This window comes from Streptococcus sanguinis SK1 = NCTC 7863 (genome assembly GCF_000194945.1).
Classification (GTDB): domain Bacteria; phylum Bacillota; class Bacilli; order Lactobacillales; family Streptococcaceae; genus Streptococcus; species Streptococcus sanguinis.
Genome location: NZ_GL878509.1, coordinates 1 through 22,997 on the forward strand (window position 1 = coordinate 1; position 22,997 = coordinate 22,997).

A 22,997-nucleotide genomic window follows, 5' to 3' on the forward strand; every position below is an offset into this window, starting at 1 on the left:
GAAAAAAATTTAAAAAATTATTATTTTTAAATTGGTGGATAGTTTTACATACCTTTGAGGCTGGTAATTGACCTACATTCTTTCTTTTAAAGGCGCAAAAAATGCCCTTTCGGACATTTTTTCTATTCTTGTTCTTGTTTATACTTTTCGAGTTCAGCTTTATTAGCCCAGACATAATGTCCTGGACGAATCTCTGCCATTTCTGGTTTATCAACTGAATAATCGTGCTGGTCAGGATCATAGACCTTCAACACTTTTTTACGCTCCAAGATTGGGTCTGGAATTGGAACAGCTGAGAGCAAAGATTGTGTATAAGGGTGGACAGGATGGTTGAACAGCTCCTCTGTCTCTGCCACTTCTACAATGACACCTTTGTAAATCACGGCGATACGATCAGAAATAAAACGAACTACCGAAAGGTCATGGGCAATAAACAGGTAGGTCAAGCCAAGCTCTTTTTGAAATTTTTTCAAAAGATTCAAAACCTGAGCCCGAACAGATACGTCCAAGGCAGAAATCGGCTCATCTGCAATTACGAAGTCTGGTTGCATGACCAGAGCACGAGCAATCCCAATCCGCTGACGCTGTCCACCAGAGAATTCGTGAGGATAGCGAGTTAAATGCTCAGCCAACAAACCAACTTCATTGATGATATTTTTGACTTTTCTTTGGCGGTCTTCTTCACTATCAAACAAATGGTAATTATAGAGCCCCTCAGATATGATATAGTCAACCGTTGCACGTTCATTCAGACTGGCAGCCGGATCTTGGAAAATCATCTGAATCTTGCGAATCAAGTCTGCTTCTTCTGCTTTTGACTTTTTACCATTAATCTTTTTGCCTTCGTAGAAGATATCACCTGCACTGGTATCATTAAGGCCGATAATAGCTCGACCAATAGTAGTCTTACCAGAGCCTGATTCTCCTACAAGAGAGAAAGTTTCCCCCTTGTTGATGAAGAAATTTGCGTTTTTTACTGCTACAAATTTCTTACTTCCTTCGCCGAAGGAAATTTCTAAATCTTTAATTTCAACTAATTTTTCAGTCATTTCCTTCCTCCTAAGCTTCTAATTGATTGAAGCCCATTTTCGAACGAATTTTTTCATGTAGGTTTTCGATAATCTCTGGTTTATCAACTTTAGGCGCATCTTCGTGCAGCAACCAAGTCTTAGCCCAATGAGTATCTGAGACCTTGAAAGCCGGTGCTTCTTCTTCAAAGTCAATTGACATGGCATAGTCAGAACGCAAAGCAAAGGCATCCCCTTTGATCGGTGAATAGAGAGACGGCGGAGTACCAGGAATCGAGTAGAGGGCACCATTCGCATCTGCCAACTGAGGTAAGCTGGATAGCAAACTCCATGTATAAGGATGTTTTGGCTCGTAGAAGATTTCTTCAACTGTACCGTATTCTACAATTTCACCGGCATACATGACCGCAACCTTATCTGCAATACTAGCCACAACACCAAGGTCGTGCGTAATAAAGATGGTTGTGAAATGATATTCTTGCTGCAAGGATTTGAGCAAGTCAATAATCTGCGCTTGAATCGTTACATCGAGGGCCGTTGTTGGCTCATCACAGATAAGAATATCAGGACGGCAAGCTAAGGCAATAGCAATAACAATCCGCTGACGCATACCACCTGAGTATTGGAAAGGATATTCTTCGAAACGTTTTTCCGCATCTGGAATTCCGACCTTGCTCATATAATCGATGGCCATTTTTTTAGCTTCTTTGGCTGATTTTCCTTGGTGCTTGATTATGACTTCTGTAATTTGGCTTCCAATCGTATTAATGGGATCCAAGCTCGTCATCGGATCTTGGAAGATAGTCGCAATTTTTGCACCGCGAATCGGCTCCCAATCCTTATTACTACGAAGAGTTGTCAAATCTTTGCCACGGTAGTCAATAGTTCCTTGAGCTACACGGCCGTTTTCTTCTAACATGCCAGTAAAAGTCTTAGTCAATACAGACTTTCCTGAGCCTGATTCACCAACAATAGCCAGTACTTCACCTTCAATCAAGTCCAGAGAGACTCCGCGAATGGCTGTTAAAACTCGGTCGCGGACATCAAATTCCACGACAATATCGCGAGCAGTCAATATTACATTTTCATTCTTTGTCATATTTACTCCTATCTATGTGTACGTGGATCGCTGGCGTCGGCTAAGTTTTGACCAACTACGAAGAAAGTAAGGGATACCAAAATCAGAGTTGTTAGTGGAATCCAAAAGAGGTAGGCATTGGTCGTCACGTTTTGTGAATAATCTGAAATCAAGCGTCCCAAACTTGGCACTGTTACAGGAAGCCCTAAGCCAAAGAAGGACAGAAAGGCTTCGTAAGAGATAAAGCTTGGCAGCATCTGTGAAGTGGTAGTCACGATAACAGATACCAACTGCGGCATAATGTTCTTCGTTACAATCTTGAGAGTTGGTGTACCAAGAGTACGAGAGGCAAGGTTGTACTCCAAATCCCGATAGCGCATAATCTGCACACGGATAGTGTAGGCAATACCGACCCAACCAGTAATCGTCATGGCAAAAATAAGATTCCAGAAACCAGCACCGATAGAGTAGGTCAAGACGATGACAATCAAGAGGGCTGGGATATTTGAAATGATATTGTAGATTTCCATCATGACACGGTCAACTGTTTTGGAAATTCCCCAGATACCGCCAATGATAACTCCGATAGCCAGATTAATAACCGTCGCAATAATCGAAATAAGAATAGAGTTACGGGCACCAAACCAAACACCGTCAAAGAGAGACTTACCATTACTGTCCGTTCCAAACCAGTATTGAGCACTTGGCTTGATATAACGCATGCTAAAGTCATTTACCTTGCTCACGTCATTAAAGTCGAAGTTTGAAAACATAGGATAAATGAAGCTCATGAGAATAATGGCAATCAGAATCCCCAGCATGGTAATGGTTGATTTCTTTTTCAGAAATTGACGCATGACTGATTTCCAGTAAGAATAGGCTGGAGCATCAATCGTTTCAGAGGCAAAATCGTCACGTTTGACAAATTGGAATTTGCTTTTATCAATTGTAGCCATTATTTACCTCCTTTTGATGTTAACTTAATACGTGGATCCAGTACTGTCATCAGAATGTCACCCAGCAAGAGAGCAAAGATAGACAGACATGTGAAGATGAATACAAGACCAACAACCATAGAGTTATTGGATGCCTTAACAGAATCAATCAGCATCTTACCCATACCAGGAAAGGCAAAGACAGTTTCTGTCAGAGTCGCACCTGCAATAACACCAACGATAGAAGCTGGGATACTAGATACCAGCGGCACCATAGCGTTTTTAAAGATGTGCTTGTTAGAAATTTCTTTTTCAGAGAGACCCTTAGCACGTGCAAAGCGGACAAAGTCCTGAGACTGCAGGTCAATCATATAACGACGAATCCAAACAGCTGTCCAAGGAGCACTCAAAAGCCCTAAAATAACAGCTGGAAGGACATAAGAACGCCAATCTCCTGCTCCCAAGATTGGGAAGGAGTCTGGAAGACCAACAGCAGACCCCGCCAAACGAACGATGTAGACCAAGGCGATGGTTGGCAGTGACATCATGAAGGTCAAACCTGCTGTGGAAATGCTATCAAACCATGTATTCTTAAGTCGAGCCATGTAGGAACCGAGCGGAATAGCAATCAGATAAGACAGAGCCACACCAATCAAACCAATAATGGCTGAGCTGGTAATCATGGATGGATTTTGATAGTTGCTTTGAGTCGCTGTATAGGCATCTCCCTTACCAAACTTAGCAATGTCCTGTGAATCGGCTTTGCTTGGCGTCTTGTAAGTACGAGAATAAATATTAACAGACGATGTCTTTTTACCTGTTGGGAATTGAACTTCAGAAGACTTAGTTTGCCCTTGTCCCTGTGTAATAACCTGCAGAACAGGGATATTAGCATAGGTTGGATAAGAATTACCTAAATTAAAGGTAATAAAGTTCTGGTGGACAAATGGGAACTGACCATTAAAGTACAGCAGATACTTATGCTTGGTACCAGAACCCACAAGAGACCAGCCAACAGAAGGATCATTTTCAAACCGGATATAACGCTCTAGGTTTGGATTTTCCTCATCTTGAATAACATTTGGATGGTCAATTTGAATCAAATTAGCATAGAACTCAAAGACACGCTCATAAACAGGCCCTTCACGTACAGCATAGAACTCACCACTTAGTGGGAATTTCTGCAATTTCCAGCCATTGCCAAGTTTATTAATATACTTCTGATAAATCTTCTTGTTTGCTTCTGTAGCTTCTGTTGTAACAGAGGAATCTTCCTTGCTGGCCTTCTCCTGCAGTTCCTTAGTATCATAATAGTCAATGTAACCCATCCGCTCAAAGATGGTGTTTTCATAGTTAGTCTTTTTATCTTTATTTGTCGCTATCTTATTATAGTTAGGATCCTGCTTGAAAATCAACCTTCTTGGCACCATAGTATAGATAATGGCATAAGTCAGGGTCGTCACCAAGAAAATCGACACAATTGAGCGTAAGATACGCATAAAAATATATTTTTTCATTTATCGTTTCCTTTAAATTCCAAAAGAACTTTCTCCTCTATTAGAGAAAGTTCTCTTAGCAAGCTTATTTCACGTGGTCTGCTAATTCTTCTTGAGCTTTTTTATTAGATTCCGCACGTTCTTTATTCCATTTTTCCTGAGCGCTATTATAATCTTTTGTCGTTACAGGCTCATCCTGCAATTTCATGTACTTATAACTTGCTGCTTCACGCGCCTTAGCACCAGACCAAGCAAACGGTGCTGAGAAAGGCACTACCTTAGTCAAGGTTGGACGGCCTGTTCTAGAAGTTACCGGAATCAACAAAGCACTATCAGTCAGCCAAGCCTGAGCAGCCGCATATTTTTCATAACGCTTGTTCAAATCTTGCTTTTCTGCACCCGCTTCGTCAACCAGCTTGGTATATTCATCCAAACCAACTTGTTTCGCTGCTGCATTATCTGTGCCATCAAATCCTAAGAAGGTCTTGGTGTTTTCACCACCAGGTTTGATAACATCAAGATAGGTAGATGGATCTTGATAGTCTGGAGACCAGCCGACATTATCTGAAATATCCCAGTCCTCTTCAGCAGCAGAAGGTGCAAATAAGGTAATGTTAGTCACTTCATCCTTAGACAACTGGTGAACATCAATCACAACATTATCTGTTCCCAAAGTCTTTTCGATAGACTGCTTGAGGGATTGAACACGCTGTACTTTAGAAGTAGCTGTTTGATCAACCGGAATGTCCAGATGGATTGGGAATTCTACTCCATCGGCTTTCAAAGCTTCTTTTGCTTTAGCAAATTCAGCCTTTGCTTTGTTCTCGTTATAGAGACCATCTTGGCCATCTGAGAAGTCCACATCTTTCCACTCGTCGCCATAAGTTACTACTTTTTCCTTAACTAAGTCACCGAAGGATTTGTCACCAGCTTGCACAAATGTAGGTGGGATGTAAAGGTTACGAAGAAGTTTGTCCGCTCCGTCCTTACCATTAATCTGAGATGCATAAGACTCACGATTGAAGGCAAAGGTCAAAGCCTGACGAAAGTCCTTGTTAAGTAAGGCTTTCTTAGTTGAATTCTTTTGAGCTTCTGATGTCTTAGCAGTATGGTTGTAAGACTGGCGATCAATGTTAGTACCTACTAAGAAAGTTGAGGCATCCTGAGGTGTATAGACGATATTATCTTTAAAGTCTTTTTCAACCTTTTCATAAGTCGCACTAGTTGGGAAGAGTCTGGCTGTTGTCAGAGCTCCTTGACTGAACTGATCAGCTAGTTTCCCTTGATCTTGTCCATCATAGAAAGAGAGTTTAACTGCATCTACGTGAACATTTTCTTTGTCCCAATAATTAGGATTCTTTTCAAACTGGATTTCAGATTTTGAAGTCAATGATTTAAGCAAGAAAGGTCCGTTGTAAAGCAAACTTGTTGGATCCGTTGCTTGAGCGAACTTATCGCCTTGGTTTTTCAAAAAGTCTTTGTTTACTGGGTAGAGAATTCCCATTGTAGTCTTAGAGTTCCAGAAGCTTTCTGGCTCATTAAGAGTATACTCAACGGTATGATCATCGACTGCTTTAATCCCTACTTCTGAGAAATCAATCTTCCCAGAAATATAGTCCTTAAGCCCTTTGACAGAATCCTGAACCAAGTAGATTGTTTCAGATTTATTGTCTGCCGCATACTTAAGACCTGTAACAAAGTCTTCTGCTGTCACATCTGCGTACTCTTCACCTTCGGAAGTATACCACTTAGCGTCTTTGCGAAGCTTATAAGTATAGGTTTTCCCATCTGGGGATACAGTCCATTCCTCTGCCATTGAAGGAACTAAGTTTCCATATTGGTCGTTTTCTAAAAGACCGTCAATGACATTGGCAGTCAAGTCTGTTGTAGCAGCTTTACTTGAAGTGAGATAGTTCAAGTTTTCAGGATCTGTCTCGTAGATATAATTAAAGGTGTTTGAAGAGTCTGAGCTGCCTGACTTTGTGTTTGGCTTAGAGCCAGAGCAAGCAGCAAGAAAGCCAGCTGCAAGAAGAGTGACTCCTGCTAGCGCAAGGACTTTGCTTTGTTTCATATGGGTTTCTCCATCTTTTAGATTTTTAGATTTAATTAAGATTATAGCATAGATAGTACTAAAAGTAAAATAAATTTTCAGAATATTAAGTTAGCTCACTAACACCCTAAGATGTTTATGCAATTGGTTTTCTCGGATGTTGATTATCTAGGACTAGACAAGCTCAACCTCGTCCATTTCGTCTTCAAAATCATCAAAAATCCCACTGTAGCTACAATGGGATTTTCTTGCTTTATTTGATATGTTCTGCGAGTTCTTTTTGAGCTTTTTTATTGGATTCTTCCTTTTCTTTTGCCCATTTTTCACGCGCTTTTTCATATTCTTTAGTCGTTATTGGTTTATCTTGGATTTCAACATATTTAAAGCTGTATTCACCCTTGTTTCCAGTCCAAGCAAATGGTCCTGAGAATGGAACAACCTTACGGACACTTGGTGTTGCACCAGATGACCATGCCGGCATCAACAGGGCACTGTCTGTCAGCCAAGCCTGAGCTGCAGCATATTTTTCGTAACGTTTGTTAATATCCTCGTTTTCTGAAGCAGCGTCTTCCAAGAGTTTATCATACTCTTCAAAGCCAGCCTCTTTAGCTGCTGCATTATCTGTTCCAGGGTCAAAACCAAAGTAGCTGTCAACATTCTCACCAGTCTTAGAGCCAGTGATTTCCAGATAAGAAGATGGATCGTTATAATCTGGACTCCAGCCAAGATTATTATTCAAATCCCAGTCTTCTTGGGATGCAGAGGTAGCAAAGTAGGTGATATTATTCAACTCATCATCTGTCATTTGCTGAATATCAATCACTACATTGTCAGAGCCAAGATTAGCTTCAATAGACTGCTTCAGTGACTGAACACTCTTAACGCCATTGGTATCTGCTGAGCTGACCGGAATATCCAGATGAATAGGGAATTCCACTCCTTCTGCCTGCAGCGCTTCCTTAGCTTTGGCAAATTCTGCCTTAGCTTTTTCTGGATTATAAAAGCCATCCTGAGCGTCGTCTAATTTGACTCCCTTCCACTCATCACCGTAACTAGCTAGATTTTCTTCTACAATGCTGCCGAACTCTTTCCCATTAGCTTGAACAAAGGTTGGCGGAACAAAGGTATTACGAAGCTGCTTGTCTGCTGCTTCTTCGCCATTGGTTTGTGCAGAATAGGCAGTCCGGTCAAAGGCAAAAAGCAGAGCCTGACGGAAATCTTTATTGAGCAGTGCTTTCTTAGTGGAAGACTTCTGTGCATCCGTTGTCTTAGAAGTATGCTCGTAAGACTGACGATCAATATTAGTTGTAACAAAGAAGGTTCCTGAACCTTGAGGAGTGTAGACGATATTATCGCCATACTGTTTCTTCACACTGGCAAAGTTGGAGCTATTTGGGAAAAGACGAGCAATGGTGTAGTTGCCATCAGAAAAGCCACGCACCAGAGATTCTGTATCTTGACCATCATAGTAAGAGAATTTGACTGTATCAATTTTTACCTTTTCCTTATCCCAATAGTTTGGGTTCTTCTCTAAGCTAATTTGAGATTTCGAAGTTATAGATTTCAAGATAAACGGACCGTTGTAGAGGACACTGGTCGGATCCGTTCCCTGAGCAAACTTGTCACCTTTTGATTTCAGAAATTCTTCGTTAATTGGGAAAAGAATTCCCATGGTTGTCTTAGAATTCCAGAAACTTTCTGGCTGATTCAAAGTGTATTGAACAGTAGAATCATCCACCGCCTTGACACCAACTTGGGAGAAGTCAGTTATTTTACCATTGACATAGTCGTCCAAGCCTTTAACAGATTTTTGAACGATATAGAGACCATCAGACTTGCTGTCAGCAGCATGCTTCAGACTGGTCACAAAGTCCTTAGCAGTCACATCTGCATACTCTTCACCATCAGAAGTATACCACTTCACTCCCTTACGAAGCTTATAAGTATAGGTCAGACCATCCTTTGAAACGGTCCAATCTTCCGCTAGAGAAGGCACTAAGTTACCATACTTATCGCTTTCTAGCAAACCATCCACTACATTAGCCATAATCTCATTGGTTGCCCGCTTATTGGACACAGTGTAATCCAGCGTATCTGGATCTGCCGTATAAACATAGCTATAGTTTTTCCCAGATGAATTGGAGCCACCAAACGAACATGCAGCCAAAACACCTGCAGAGAGAATGACAAGCCCAGCAGCTGCAGCTAACTTAGATGTTTTCATAAACTTCCTCCAGTTTTCATTAAGATTACTTTCATTATAGCACTTCTGCGACAGGATGTAAACGCTTCAATGTAATGGAGGCCGATATAAAAAAGAGAGAACAAAAATGTTCTCTCAACTTAACAACTTGATTCAAGACAGCTAATAAAGTGTCAAACTTTTGCTGTTCAGAATCTTATTTGATATGTTTTTCTAGCTCTTCTTGGGCTTTTTTATTGGATGCTTCCTTTTCTTTTTCCCATTTCTTAAGAGCAGCTTCGTAGTCTTTGGCCGTCACAATATCATTTTGGAGTTCCATGTTCTTAAAGACATAGACATCTCCTTTGATTCCGACATAAGAGTAAGACTTGGTAAATGGCACGACCTTTTGAACAACTGGTGAACCACCGCCAGAAACACCGGGAATAACAATGGAGCTATCTGTCAGCCAAGCCTGAGCTGCTGCGTATTTAGTATAACGAGCATTGGTATCTTGTTTTTCCTTATCAGCCTCATCCAATAACTCTTTGTATTCGTTCAAGCCAACTTTATTTGCAACATCAGCATTTTTCCCTTTTTCTAAACCAATATTATCTGTAGCGTCACCCGTTTCTGGGTTGAAAATATTCAGATAAGTTGATGGATCTTGGTAGTCTGCTGACCAACCAGACATGTTGAGGTCGTAGTCCTTCTGAGCTGCTGTTTCTGCAAAGTAGGCAGAGTTATCAAAGTCATCTGTAGACATTTGCTGAACATCAATGACGACATTGTCCTGACCGAGTGCTGCTTCAACAGACTGTTTGAAAGAGTTAGTCCGCTGCACTAAGACTTTGTCAGTCTGATCCACAGGGATATCGATATGAATCGGGAATTCAACACCTTCTGCTTGCAAGGCTTCCTTAGCCTTAGCAAACTCAGCCTTGGCCTTGTCAGCATTGTAGATGCTGTCTTGGGCATCTGTCAGTTTGACACCGCTCCACTCATCACCGTATGTAGGAAGTTTGCTCTCTACTACATCTGAAAAGTCTTTGCCATCAACCTGCACGAAGCTAGGAGGAACAAGTAAGCTACGGATGAGTTTAGTCGCCCCATCTTTACCATTCATCTGAGCTCCAAAAGATGTCCGGTCAAAGGCAAAGTTGATTGCCTGACGGAAGTCTTTATTTTGAATAGCAGCTGTAGTTGATGCCTTTTGAGCATCTGATGTCTTAGACGAATGATTATAAGTCTTACGATTCAGATTGAAAGCAAAATAGAAACTAGTTGAATTCTGCGGTGAGAAGATAATATTATCTTTGTATTGTTTTTCTACAGAAGCGTAGTTAGAACTTGTCGGATAAAGTCGCGCTTGAGAGTAGGCTCCATCTGAGAAGTTACGAATCAAAGCTTCTTGGTCAGAACCATCATAGTAAGTCAGCTTCACATTTTCAATCTTGACATTGTCCTTATCCCAGTAGTTCTGGTTTTTAGCATATTCAATGACAGACTTAGAAGTGAATGCTTTCAGAACATAAGGGCCATTATAAAGAATAGAGGAAGGTTTTACAGTACCAAAATCTTTGCCTTGTGACTTTAAGAAATCCTCATTGATTGGGAACAGAATCCCCATAGTAGTTTTAGAGTTCCAATAACTTTCTGGCTGGTTAAGAGTATACTCAACCGTATAGTCATCGACAGCCTTGACACCGACGGTTGAAAAGTCATTTGACTCACCCTTGACATAGGCATCCAAGCCTTTGATAGAGCTTTGGACAATTGGAAGAGCTTCTGATTTTTCATCTGCTGCATGCTTCAAACCAGTTACAAAGTCTTGAGCTTTAACCTCTGAGTATTCTTCACCGTCTGATGTATACCATTTAGCATCTTTGCGAAGCTTATAGGTATAGGTCAGACCGTCCTTTGAAACAGTCCAGTCTTCCGCAATAGATGGAACCAGATTGCCATATTCATCATTTTCTAAAAGGCCATCCACCAAGTTTGCAATAACATCAGAAGTAGTAGCTCGATTTGAATTGACATAGTCCAAAGTATCAGGGTCATTCGAATAGACATAAGAATAGGTATTGCTTGCGTTGGAATTTCCACAAGCAGCTAAGATTAGTGTTGACACGACTGTTAGTCCAGCAATGGCCAACCATTTTGATTTTTTCATGAGCATTCTCCTTCTCAATTTATATTGTATTATTATACAATATTTTTTTATAAAAACAAATGCTTTATGTAGAAAAATAATAATTTTCTATTTTTCAGCTTGTATATCTGTATTATTTCAAATATTTTTCTATTTTGTGAGTTTTTCCGAAAGATGCTTTTATAAAAAATCTCTTAAAGGAGATTGCTCTACTTTTCTCTACATTTATCTTGTAATCTTTTATTATCCTTGATTTATAAAAGAAAAGAGAATTTTATGATACAATGGTTATATCTTGTTTTAGGGGAAAGAAATGAAACGATTATTCCTATGTTTACTAGTTTTGGTCGGAATGACCGCCAGCAAGGTTGCAGCAGATGATTTCAACATTGCCGCTAAGAGTGCAATGGCTGTGGACGCTACTTCTGGAAAGATTCTCTACGAAAAAGATGCTAATACTCCAATCGAAGTCGGCTCCATCACCAATCTTTTGACCGTCTATCTGGTCTACGAAGCCATTGACAGAGGAGACTTGACTGCCGATACTTATGTTGATATTTCAGACTATGCTTACAATCTGACATCTAATCCAAATATCAGCAATGTCCCTTTGGAAGCCAAACGTTACAAAGTCAAGGACTTGATTGCCGCTTCCTTGATGTCCAGCTCCAACAGTGCCACGATTGCTTTGGCTGAGAAGGTTGGGGGCAGCGAAGAAAATTTCGTCCAAATGATGAAGGCTAAGCTTAAAGAATGGGGAATCAAAGATGCTACTATTGTGAACTCCACAGGGCTGAATACTCTTCTTCTAGAATACGCAACTGAAGAAACAGAGTATAGCGCCTCAGCTAGCACATTTAAAAAAAGCAAGGACACTGAAAATAAATTCAGTGCCTACGACTTGGCTGTTATCAGCCGGCATCTGATTATGGACTTCCCTCAAGTGACAGAGATCACTTCCAAGTCCACAGCCAAAATTGCGGGGACGAGTCTGGAAAATTATAACTTCATGCTGGAAAACCAGTCCAACTTCCGCTCAGGTGTAGACGGACTTAAAGCCGGCAGTTCGGATAAGGGAGGATCTTCCTTTGTTGCGACGACTACTGAAAATGGCATCCGCATGATTACTGTTGTGCTGGACGTTGATCAAACTGACGGCGACCCCTACGCACGCTTTGTAGCCACAGCATCTTTGATGAACTATGTTTCGCAAAACTTCACCCAGACGACCATTGTGGCTGAGGGGGAGGCCTACAATAAAAGCAAGTCAACCGTTATTGACGGCAAGCAAAAGACCGTTCCAGCCGTTGCCAGCAAGGATTTCACCATCATTGAGCGCATCGCCAATCAGGCTGAGCACAAGGTAGAATTTTCAACCAACGAAAAAGGCTTCCAAGCTCCGCTGAAAAAAAATACTGAACTTGGTACCCTGACCTATACCGACCCTGAACCGATCGGCCAAGGCTATCTAGAAAATAAAGCACCTTCTGTCACGATGGTGGCAGGTCAAGAGGTAGAAAAAAGTATCTTCTTCAAGGTCTGGTGGAATGACTTCGTCCGCTATGTCAACGAGAAATTATAAAGAAAAGCCGCGAATCAAATGATTCGCGGTTGTTTTGTATGTTTTCTAAATGTTGGACTAGAGCTAGCAAACATCTTTGAATATTAACTCACAATGCGTGTCTTCAAGCAGTGATTCAAAATTTCGCTTAGACGAAGCTTTACCCAACTGATCCTTCCATTTCGTAGCTGATCAAGCGGTTAAGCTCAACAGCATACTCCATAGGCAGTTCTTTGGTGAAAGGTTCGACAAAGCCCATGACAATCATTTCGGTGGCTTCGGATTCGGACAAGCCACGGCTCATGAGATAGTAGAGTTGTTCTTCTGAAATCTTAGAAACCTTAGCCTCATGCTCCAGAGCCACCTGAGAGTTATGAATTTCATTAAAGGGAATGGTATCTGACGCTGAAATATCGTCCATGATAATCGTATCGCACTCAATATGGCTGACGGATTTCTGTGAATTCTTTCCAAAGGTCACTTGACCGCGGTAATCCACCTTACCACCGCCCTTAGCAATAGACTTAGACACGATAGATGAGCTGGTATGAGGAGCATTGTGAATCATCTTAGCACCTGTATCTTGGTGCTGATTGGTATTGGCAAAGGCAATAGAAAGCATGGTTCCACGCGCTCCAGGTCCGTCCAGATAGACAGACGGATACTTCATAGTTGTTTTTGCACCAAGGTTCCCGTCAATCCACTCAACCGTCGCATCTTTCATGGCCCGCGCCCGCTTGGTCACGAGGTTGTAGACATTATCGGACCAGTTTTGAATAGTGGTGTAGCGCATATAGGCACCATCAAGGGCAAAAATTTCAACAATCGCAGCATGCAAGCTATTGCTGGAATAAGTCGGAGCTGTACATCCTTCAACATAATGGACGCTAGCGCCCTCATCGACGATGATCAAAGTCCGCTCAAACTGACCAGAATTTTCATTGTTAATCCGGAAATAAGTCTGCAAGGGAACATCTACCTTGACACCTTTTGGCACATAGATGAAGGTACCACCAGACCAGACGGCGGAGTTAAGAGCTGCTAGCTTATTATCTGTCGGAGGAACCAGCTTAGCAAAATACTGTTTGAAGAGCTCTGGGTATTCCTTAAGGGCTGAGTCGGTATCCGTAAAGACGATTCCTAGCTTTTGGAACTCTTCCTTCATATTGTGGTAGACCACTTCTGACTCATACTGGGCAGCCGCACCAGCCAGGTAGGCCCGCTCCGCTTCTGGAATCCCAATTTTCTCAAAGGTTTCCTTAATCTTCTCAGGCACTTCATCCCAGCTTCTAGCAGGCTTATCAGAGGCCTTTTGGTAATAAATCAAGTCATCAAAATTAATTTCCGACAAATCCGGCCCCCAAGTCTGCATCGGCATCTTTTTGAAAGCCTCGTAGGATTTGAGGCGGAAATCCAGCATCCATTCTGGTTCATCCTTGGCTGCAGAAAGCTCACGAATGACCGCTTCATTCAGCCCTTTCCCTGTTGAGAGGACAGGTTCAACATCGTCATGGAAACCAAACTTGTATTCACCGAGATCAATCGGTTTTGGTTCTACTCTTTCTTCTGACATAATTTCCTTTCACATTCTTACTTTTTATCTTCTTCAATTGCTCGCTTGAGGGCATTCCAACCCAAGGTCGCACACTTAATTCGCTGCGGGAATTTGGCAACACCTGCTAAAAAGGCGCCATCGCCCAATTCTTTCTGGCGACTGTCTTCCTGGCCCTGAACCATCTGCGAGAAAACTTCTGCTAATTCCAGCGCCTGCTCTTTTGTCTTGCCTAGAACCGCATCAGTCATCATGCTGGCCGAAGCCGTTGAGATGGTACAGCCGGAATTAACAAAGGCAATATCTTCAATCTGATTTTCAGCATTAAACTTCACAGACAAGCTGATAACATCACCACATGTCGGATTATTGAGAACTACCTGCTCCACATCTTCCAGTTTCCCATGATGATGGGGGTGAGCCGAGTGGTCGGTCACAACCGCCTTGTAAAGACTGTCTAACTTAGAAAGCGCCATTGAAAAACTCCTTTGTCTTTTCTAAAGCATCTACCAGCTTGTCACAATCTGCATATGTATTATAGATATAGAAGCTAGCCCGCACAGTCGCTGGCACCTGCAGATAGGTGAGCAAAGGCTGGGCACAATGGTGCCCCGCCCGAACAGCCACTCCTTCGTAGTCCAGAGCCGTCGCGACATCATGCGGATGAAGCCCCTCCAGATTAAAGGCAATCACACCTGATCGCTGGGCCAAATCCTGAGAGCCATAAATGGTCAAACCTTCCACTGCCTGCAGCTTAGGAAATACGTAGGCAATCAGGTCCTGCTCATGCTGGGCAATGGCATCCATACCCAAGTCTTCCAAATAATCAATAGCCGCCGCAAGACCGATTGCTCCTGCCATATTTGGAGTGCCGGCCTCAAACTTCCAAGGAAGCTCCTTCCAGGTCGCTTCCTGTTCATAGACGAAATCAATCATTTCGCCGCCGAACTCAACTGGCGACATCTGCTCTAGCAGCTCTTCCTTGCCATAGAGAACCCCGATACCAGTCGGCCCAGCCATCTTATGTCCCGAAAAGGCGAAAAAGTCCGCATCCAAATCCTGCACATCAATCTTCATGTGCGGAATGGATTGAGCTCCATCCACCACCAAAAGTGCTCCTCGCTGATGAACCAGTTGGGCAATCTCCTTGATGGGATTGATAACTCCAAGGACGTTAGAAGCATGAGCCAGAGAGACAAACTTGGTTCGCTCATTGAGTTTGGCACGGAAATCTTCCATATCCAGAGCACCGTCTTTGAGATAGACATAGACCAACTTGGCTCCAGTCTTCCTACAAGCTTCCTGCCAAGGAATGATATTGGAATGGTGCTCCATGATAGAAATCAGCACTTCATCACCAGGCTGCAACCTTTCAGTCGCAAACTGAGCCACCCAGTTAAGTCCCGTCGTGGTTCCTCGCGTAAAGAGGACTTCTCTACTAGAAGCCGCATTGATAAAAGAACAAACTCTTTCCCTGGCTGCTTCATAGGCTGCTGTCGCCCGCTCGGCTAGCGTATGCACACCGCGGTGGACATTGGCATTGTCTCTAAGATAGTAGTTTTCAATCGCTGCCAGCACCTGCTTGGGTTTCTGGGTTGTCGCCGCATTGTCCAAATAAACCAAAGGCTCATCATTGACAATTTGGTCCAAAATGGGAAAATCTTGCTTGATTGCTTCTGCATTAAACATGGACATGAAGACTCCTATCTACTTATACGGGACAAGGCCCAGCTTTTTATCTTTTTGCGAGAATAATATCGATATTTTCAATCATTTCATCACGAACTTCTTTAACAGGGATTTCCACAATCACTGAGCCCAAGAAGCCGCGCACGACCAAGCGTTCAGCCGTCGCCTTATCAAGACCCCGACTCATGAGATAATACATATCTTCTGGATCTACCTGACCGATAGAAGCTGCGTGACCAGCTGTCACATCGTTTTCATCAATCAAGAGGATTGGATTAGCATCTGAGCGCGCTTGATCAGACAGCATGAGAACTCGGCTTTCCTGCTGGGCATCTGCTCCCTTAGCCCCTTTGATAATATGTCCGATACCATTGAAGGTCAAGGTTCCTTTTTCTAGGATAACCCCGTGCTGCAGGATATTTCCAATAGAATTGCAGCCATAGTTAGTTACGCGGGTATCAATCCCTTGAACCTGCTTACCGCTTGAGAGAGCCACCACCTTCATATCCGCATGGCTCCCCTTGCCATAGAGGTCACTATCAAAGTCCGCTACGACATTGCCTTCGTTCATAACGCCGATAGCCCAGTCAATCATAGCATCATTATCCAGCTTACCACGGCGACTGATATAAGCCGTTACATTTTCGCCCAAACGATCAATAGCTGAAAACTTAATCTGAGCTCCAGCCTGAGCAATAACTTCGACAGTGATATTGGCTGTTACGGGAACAGAGCCCTCGCCGTAAGTTTCCAAGCGTTCCAAGTAGTTAACCTTGGAATGTTTGCCCGCGATAATCAAAATATGCTTGTTAAAAGGAACATCGCTTTCGCTGTCCTGATAAAAAATTCCTTCAATTGGCTGGTCAATCTCAACATTGTCCGGCACATAAAGAACTGCACCGCTGTTGAAATAGGCAGTGTGGTAAGCTGCCAATTTATCCTCGTCATACTTAACTGCGGACATAAAATGCTTCTCTACCAGCTCTGGTATCTCTTCCAAAGCTGTGTGGAAATCTGTGAAGATCACACCTTGCGCTGCCAAGTCAGCTGGCAATTGCTCCAGAACAGTATGAGTTCCCACTTGGACAAGCTTGAGATTGTCTTCTAGAGCTGTAAAGTCTGGAACACTTGTCAATGGCTCACTCTCTGAAATACGGCCGTCCCCCAGATTCCAGCGGTGAAATTTAACCCGCTCAATACGCGGCAATTCTAACTGGTCAATTTTATCAAAGGCCTGCTGGCGCAGTTGAAAGAGCCAGTCTGGCTCTGCATGTAGTTGTGAAAATTCTTGAATTAATTCTTTAGTCATGTCATTCTCCTATCTTTTATCAAAGTCAAAAGAATGTTTGACTAGGCTTCTTCGGTATAGGTGAAGCCCAACTCTTCAGCCAATTTAGCATAGCCTTCTTTCTCCAAGCGAACCGCCAATTCAGGACCACCAGAAAGAACGACTTTCCCATCCATCATGACATGAACTACATCTGGAGTGATATAGTTGAGCAGGCGTTGGTAGTGGGTGATAATCATAGCACCAAAGCCCTCACCGCGCATAGCATTAACCCCTTTGGACACAACCTTAAGAGCATCGATATCCAGTCCCGAGTCAATCTCATCCAAGAGCGCAAAAGTCGGCTCTAGCATGAGCAACTGCAGGATTTCGTTACGCTTCTTTTCACCACCGGAGAAACCTTCATTGAGGTAGCGCTCAGCCATTTCTTCTTTCATGTTGAGCAGTTCCATCTTTTCATCCAGCTTCATGATAAAGTCGCGGACAGAGATTTTTTCCTCATCTTCTTTGCCAGCATTCATAGCTGCTCGCAAAAATTCGGCATTAGTAATACCAGGAATTTCACTAGGGTACTGCATAGCAAGGAAGAGCCCCATGCGAGCACGCTCGTCTACTTCCAACTCCAAGATATTGACTCCATCAAAAAGCACCTCTCCTTGAGTCACTTCGTAGTTAGGATTGCCCATGATAGCTGCAGACAAGGTGGACTTCCCTGTTCCATTTGGCCCCATAATAGCTGCAACCTCTCCCGTTTTCAGAGTGAGATTCACCCCTTTGAGAATTTTTTTACCTTCGATTTCAACATGAAGATCTTTGATTTCTAAGACAGACATTTCTTTTTCCTTTCTTTGCTTAGCTGATTTACACACTTTAGTATACCAAAAAAAAGCCCAAAAGGCTTTTATTTTGTTTAGAGCTATTCTTATTTATTCCTCTTTTGACGCCATTTCCGCCGAACTTCCTCTCGGTAGGAGGAATTCCCAATAAAGCGGAGAATATTGAGCAAAGGAGTACGATTAGGCCCCAAAACTCCGACAAGCTCAGCAAAGAGCTCAACACCCAGAAGTAAACCAATCATCAAGAGCACGCCCCCAATTCGACTGGAAACATTCAACAAGAGAGAAATCATGGCAAAGACCAGCGAAATCCCGTAGATAACCAGTACTGTTCCTCGGTGAGTCAATCCCAAGGACAAGAGTCTGTGATGAAGATGGTGCTTGTCAGGCGTGTAGAATTTCTGACCAGACAGAGTACGGCGGATAATCGCCAGAAAAGTATCCGTAATCGGAACCCCTAGGATAATCATAGGAGTCACCACCGCAACAGCTGTCGCATTTTTCAGCCCTTGCAAGGACAAGACGGCAATCATAAAGCCGATGAAGAGAGCACCTGTATCACCAAGATAGACGATAGCTGGGTGGTAATTGTAAGGGAAAAAACCCGCAATTGACAAGACCAAGACGAAAATTGTCAGGGTCAAAAAGAGATTGTGCTGGGGCAAAAAGAAGTAAGAAACAATCCCCATCGTCACTAGCGAGATGATGGACACCCCACTCACCAGACCATCCAAACCGTCAATTAAATTAACCGCATTGGTGATGGAAATAATCCACACCACTGTCAAAATATAGGACAGCCAAGGCTCAAAATGCAGGAAAGGTCCGCCAAAAGGAAGCTTAAAATCATCCAATCGGAAATCCGTCAGCCACCAGATTAGGCTGGCTGCTAGAACAATCCCCCCCATTTTTAGCATGGGCGACAGCTCTTTGATATCATCGACCAGCCCTGTTAAAGCAATAATCAAACCACCTAGAACGACCGGCCAAACATAAGCAAAATAGGTCTGTCCAAAAAAATCTACAGCAACAATCTGCGGCATCAAGAGCAGAGTAGAGATAGAAAAGGCCGCTACAATCGCCAGCCCGCCACTGCTAGGCATAGGCTTTTTATTGATGCGGCGAGCATTGGGATAATCTACCGCACCAATCTTAAAGGCTAAGAGCCGAACCAAGGGCGTCAGAATCACCCCGATAAAAAAAGTTCCCAGCAATACCAAGATAAACTTTAACGGAAAAGTAATCATAGGCATTCAACCTTCTGCAGGCCGGAGACGGCATCTGTCACCAAAAGAAGATGTCCGTGCTCCTGCAGCACTGCCCGAGTGATATCTGAATCATCTGCGAATTCACGCATCTTAGCCAAAAGCCAAGCTGGATAGCGCTCTGGGAAGCCCTCAACATCTACTAAAATCGTCAAATAATAAGCTGAATCATACTTATAAAGTTCTGATAAGTCAATCTTATAATCCACCGTCTGGGCAAAAGCCGCAGCAGCCTTAATATCTTCAAAACGCAGGATATAGTAAATGTAACGCTCAGCATTTTCTGCCGACTGCTCAGCAGCCGCCTCCTGAGAAAGCTGTTCCCCTTCCTCAGCTTCTGCCGTTTCCAAAGATTGGACTGCTTCTATGTCTTCCTTACTCTTTTCAAAAATGCTCTTTTCCAGTGTCTTGAGGAATTCATCTGGAGACATATGAGACAGCTCATCCATGTCTGGCAGATCTGCCAAATCCTCAAAACTCAGATTCTTATCCAACTTAGACTTGGTAACAAACACATCCACCTTATCTGGCTTAGGCGTCACACGGAAGCTCAGCATACCGCTGTCCAAAAAATTATCCGGCATTTCCAACTCATCTAAGATGGTATAGAAAAACTCTTCCGTCTTTTCTTGGGGAACCAAGAAATCGGCCATTTCCATACCGCGCTCTTCCAAATCTTCCAGCTGAATCGTGATTTTTATGGTCGAATCACTAATCTGTTTCATTTCCATATCTCTACCTCATACACTTCTAGTCCTACTATTATACTAAAAAATCCCCCGTATTTCAAAAAATAGCTAGTATCGCTCTGAAAATGGAAGTTGCAAGAAAAAACTCTCAGAAAATTCTGAGAGCTTATTATTTCACTGCATGAGAGAGTCAGGGAAACATTAAAATCGCCCCCTTTTATCCCATCAAAGCTTTGATGACTGCATAAACCAGAAGCACGCCGCCTAGGCCAATCCGATATTTCCCAAAAATTGTAAAGTCATGCTTTTTGACGTAGTCTGTCAGGAAACGAATCACGACTAGACTAACACCGAAGGCAACCCCCATAGCAACCAAGAGCAAGAAGATTTGCCCAAATCCCAGACTGTTCCCATTCTTGATGAACTTGAGAATTTTCCAGCCACTAGCGCCAAACATAATGGGAATCCCTAGATAGAAAGTGAACTCTGTCACGACAGAACGGCTGACACCATTCAAGAGACCACCGACAATGGTAGCACCAGAACGGCTAGTCCCAGGAAAGAGAGCTAGAACCTGAAAGAGACCAATTTGCAAGGCAGTCTTGTAAGGAAGAGAAGCTAAATCTGTCACAGCAGGCTCCTCATGCTCGCGCCTTTCCAGATAGATAAAAGCAGCTCCATAGACAATCAGCATCACTGACACAGAGACCAGATTGTAGAAATGCGCTTCAAACCAATCATCCAAGAATAAGCCGATAACAGCAGCTGGCAAGGCTGCCACGACGACCTTGGCCCAAAGCTGCCAGGTCTTTTGAACCTGACGTGCTGATTTGCCTGGTTTAAAAGGGTTGAGCTTGTCAAAATAGATGACGACAACCGCCAAAATAGCTCCCAGCTGAATAACGACATTAAACATTTCCATAAAGGCTGGACTTTGATTCTTAAACTGGATAAAGTCTTGAATCAAAATCAGGTGACCTGTACTGGAAATCGGCAGCCATTCTGTGATTCCTTCGATGATACCGTAAATAATAGAGATAAAAATTTCAATGATAAACATAGAATACTCCTGAAACAAGGGTTTACTCAAGGAAAGTCATATATAAATTCCCAAAGAGTATTAGGTCTTATTATATCACAATTTCAAGGCTAGGAAAAGCCAGTACTAAGACTTTTCCGGATAGGCAAGGGCTTGTCTATTAGAAAGCTCCACCGCCTCCGCCGCCTCCGCCACCGGAGAACCCACCACCTGAACTTCCGCCAGATGAGACGGAGAAATTGCTGGCCGTGGTGGCTACATGGCCGTAGTTTGAGAAACTGTGCATGCTGCTATAGAAGGCATAGTGCAGGTTAGCCTGAACATAGCTGTCCATAGATGGATTTCCCAAGTGAATCTGACGCAGAGCCATGACACGGCTGACACGATCTGCATAGCCAAAGAGGGTCGCATAGACCAAGAGACGGTTCCAAAGGATAATGCCTTCGATTTCCGTCTTGTCCAGATGAGCAATATCTCGCAGCATATTTGAAAAACTTCGCCACAGATAGAAGTCATGCGCGCCTTCATCATTCAGGACGCCATCTCGCCAATAAAGCTGTGCCTTACTAGCAAAAATGCAAATCATAACAAGTCCCACCAATGCTAAGGGAATATATATCCAGATAAGACTTTCAAAAGCGGCCATATAGACAAACAAAACTCCAAGAGAGAACAGCAAAACAGCACTAGCTAGAATGATGGCAGTAATCAGCAATCTCTTTTCCTGAACTTTAAGAGGCCGGTAGTGGCCAAAGAGACCCAAACGCTTGCCCTCAGAGCGCACTTCTTTAGATAAGGAGCGCAGACTGTTAGTAAATAAGGACTTGATATTACTACCAATGTTACGGATATAGGACTCATCCGCAGAAGACTTGTGCTTATAAATATCTTCTGAAATTTGATAGGCTGAAAAGAGATCTTTCACACTGGCTTGGGATTGCTTGTTGAAAGCCATGCCCAGAAAACGTCTCTCAAAGTCCGCTAGCCCATCATAGGTCGCTATTTGCAGAACAGGATTTTCAGCATCTCCCTGCAGGAGGAGATTGCCCCTATCCAGCAAGTCTAACAGAGTCGCCTGAACCATGTTTTCAAAGTTCAGCGCTGCCTTGCCGCCCCTAGTCGGATCGACATCCTCCATGTCTACTGCGTAAATATTTTCCGCCAAGACAAGAGGAGCCAAGTCCTGAGGAGCCTCATATAGACGGGCATTCTTGGGATAAGACTGCTTAGGCTTAATCTTCTGGGTAAAGACAAAATAAAGGATGGCCGCTACAAGTATGGCACATAAGAGCAGCAAGGGCATATAAATTTCTCCTAGCTGCCGGTAAAAGACCGTCTTGCGGGCAATCTTTTCTTCTTGAGCTTTAAAGGTTGGCAAGTAGTCACTCTCGTCTTCATTCTGGGATACAAGAGAGACCGTTTGTCGATCCCAATAGCCGTGGAGCTCGACATTGTCACCCGATCCGATTCCATTGAGTTTGACCAGATAGTCGGTGCCATCCTTATCCACGAAAGGCTGAGTACCAAAGTAGCCACTATGAGCAAAGAGCTCGCTCTTATCTGGATTGCTCAAGCCAGAAACTGTCAAAACGACCTCTCCTATCCCCTGGTCCCAGTCACTGATAGGAGTCCAGTTGAGCTCAGCAATATCCCTGTGAAGAAAAAGGAGATTTCTCAGTTGCCAAGTCACAGTAACAACAACTCTGTCACCGTCGTTTCCGGAATTATAGATTTTGACTTCATAGCCATCTCCCAAGTCTTTGACTTGGGGGTTAATATCCATATCTGGCTCACCATTGGTCAGAACCGAGACCGTCGGATTCCCATCAATGGCAAAGCCATTGGGCATCTTTCCAGCAGATCCCAGCGAAACAATCTGACCATTATAGTCGTCATTAAACTTGTAGGTCACTTTCTCTGTGTAGGTGGCTGTATTGTCCTCACGCAAGACCAGATCGCCTTGATAAGATTCAATATCATAGTCAACAGCCGAGACAACCTGACCAAAACAAAGGCAGGAAAACAAAACCAACAGAAGATAAAAATATCGTTTCATACTCAACCTCTCTTTACAGATATTTTGTTCTATTATATCATTTTTATCAAGTAAGGGCTTACTAGGATTGAAAAGAACAGCAATTTTCGATAGAATAGGAA

The 22,997-nt window shown here is 43.1% G+C and carries 17 protein-coding genes; 1 reads left to right on the top strand and 16 read right to left on the bottom strand.

Annotated features, from left to right (window positions below):
• Positions 1-122 precede the first annotated feature (122 nt).
• The 7 genes from HMPREF9378_RS03715 to HMPREF9378_RS03685 form a co-directional block, all read right to left on the bottom strand.
• Positions 123-1,049, bottom strand: a complete 927-nt coding sequence (locus HMPREF9378_RS03715) for an ATP-binding cassette domain-containing protein (RefSeq protein WP_002901220.1) — start codon at positions 1,047-1,049, stop codon at positions 123-125.
• Between the two features lie 10 nt (positions 1,050-1,059).
• The gene (locus HMPREF9378_RS03710) at positions 1,060-2,127 is read right to left on the bottom strand and encodes an ABC transporter ATP-binding protein (protein WP_002902455.1); all 1,068 of its coding nucleotides are present in this window, start codon (positions 2,125-2,127) and stop codon (positions 1,060-1,062) included.
• An 8-nt stretch (positions 2,128-2,135) separates the two neighbouring features.
• Positions 2,136-3,062: an oligopeptide ABC transporter permease OppC gene (gene oppC / locus HMPREF9378_RS03705; protein WP_002898857.1), complete on the bottom strand. Its 927-nt coding sequence runs from the start codon at positions 3,060-3,062 to the stop codon at positions 2,136-2,138.
• Positions 3,062-4,558, bottom strand: coding sequence for an ABC transporter permease (locus HMPREF9378_RS03700; protein ID WP_002913957.1), 1,497 nt, complete (start codon positions 4,556-4,558; stop codon positions 3,062-3,064). The genes oppC and HMPREF9378_RS03700 overlap by 1 nt, the downstream gene beginning before the upstream one ends.
• Positions 4,559-4,622: 64 nt before the next feature.
• The gene (locus HMPREF9378_RS03695; protein WP_002908884.1) at positions 4,623-6,608 is read right to left on the bottom strand and encodes a peptide ABC transporter substrate-binding protein; all 1,986 of its coding nucleotides are present in this window, start codon (positions 6,606-6,608) and stop codon (positions 4,623-4,625) included.
• Positions 6,609-6,840: 232 nt separating this feature from the next.
• Complete coding sequence (locus HMPREF9378_RS03690; RefSeq protein WP_002913958.1) at positions 6,841-8,811, bottom strand: peptide ABC transporter substrate-binding protein; 1,971 nt, start codon at positions 8,809-8,811, stop codon at positions 6,841-6,843.
• Between the two features lie 175 nt (positions 8,812-8,986).
• Positions 8,987-10,942, bottom strand: coding sequence for a peptide ABC transporter substrate-binding protein (locus tag HMPREF9378_RS03685; protein WP_032908236.1), 1,956 nt, complete (start codon positions 10,940-10,942; stop codon positions 8,987-8,989).
• 292 nt (positions 10,943-11,234) lie between these two features.
• Between HMPREF9378_RS03685 and pbp3 the strand changes: the two genes are divergently transcribed.
• Positions 11,235-12,503, top strand: a complete 1,269-nt coding sequence (pbp3, locus tag HMPREF9378_RS03680; protein WP_002913960.1) for a D-alanyl-D-alanine carboxypeptidase PBP3 — start codon at positions 11,235-11,237, stop codon at positions 12,501-12,503.
• Between the two features lie 139 nt (positions 12,504-12,642).
• Here pbp3 and sufB read toward each other — a convergent pair whose 3' ends face one another.
• The 9 genes from sufB to HMPREF9378_RS03635 form a co-directional block, all read right to left on the bottom strand.
• Positions 12,643-14,055: a Fe-S cluster assembly protein SufB gene (gene sufB, locus HMPREF9378_RS03675; protein ID WP_002893631.1), complete on the bottom strand. Its 1,413-nt coding sequence runs from the start codon at positions 14,053-14,055 to the stop codon at positions 12,643-12,645.
• 17 nt (positions 14,056-14,072) lie between these two features.
• A complete protein-coding gene (sufU, locus tag HMPREF9378_RS03670) occupies positions 14,073-14,510 on the bottom strand; it encodes a Fe-S cluster assembly sulfur transfer protein SufU (protein ID WP_002902442.1) in 438 nt (145 codons plus the stop codon).
• Positions 14,497-15,729 carry a cysteine desulfurase gene (locus HMPREF9378_RS03665; RefSeq protein WP_002902440.1) on the bottom strand — a complete coding sequence of 411 codons (1,233 nt, stop codon included), beginning with the start codon at positions 15,727-15,729 and terminating at the stop codon, positions 14,497-14,499. The genes sufU and HMPREF9378_RS03665 overlap by 14 nt, the downstream gene beginning before the upstream one ends.
• 40 nt (positions 15,730-15,769) lie before the next feature.
• Complete coding sequence (gene sufD / locus HMPREF9378_RS03660) at positions 15,770-17,032, bottom strand: Fe-S cluster assembly protein SufD (protein ID WP_002902438.1); 1,263 nt, start codon at positions 17,030-17,032, stop codon at positions 15,770-15,772.
• 41 nt (positions 17,033-17,073) lie between these two features.
• Complete coding sequence (sufC, locus tag HMPREF9378_RS03655) at positions 17,074-17,844, bottom strand: Fe-S cluster assembly ATPase SufC (protein WP_002893635.1); 771 nt, start codon at positions 17,842-17,844, stop codon at positions 17,074-17,076.
• Positions 17,845-17,933: 89 nt separating this feature from the next.
• Positions 17,934-19,100, bottom strand: coding sequence for a glycosyltransferase family 4 protein (locus HMPREF9378_RS03650; RefSeq protein WP_002913961.1), 1,167 nt, complete (start codon positions 19,098-19,100; stop codon positions 17,934-17,936).
• Entirely contained in the window at positions 19,091-19,843 is a 753-nt protein-coding gene (gene mecA / locus HMPREF9378_RS03645) for an adaptor protein MecA (RefSeq protein ID WP_002913962.1), read from the bottom strand. The genes HMPREF9378_RS03650 and mecA overlap by 10 nt, the downstream gene beginning before the upstream one ends.
• A 175-nt stretch (positions 19,844-20,018) precedes the next feature.
• A complete protein-coding gene (locus tag HMPREF9378_RS03640) occupies positions 20,019-20,861 on the bottom strand; it encodes an undecaprenyl-diphosphate phosphatase (protein ID WP_002913963.1) in 843 nt (280 codons plus the stop codon).
• A gap of 139 nt (positions 20,862-21,000) precedes the next feature.
• The gene (locus tag HMPREF9378_RS03635; protein ID WP_002902427.1) at positions 21,001-22,896 is read right to left on the bottom strand and encodes a DUF2207 domain-containing protein; all 1,896 of its coding nucleotides are present in this window, start codon (positions 22,894-22,896) and stop codon (positions 21,001-21,003) included.
• Positions 22,897-22,997 lie beyond the last annotated feature (101 nt).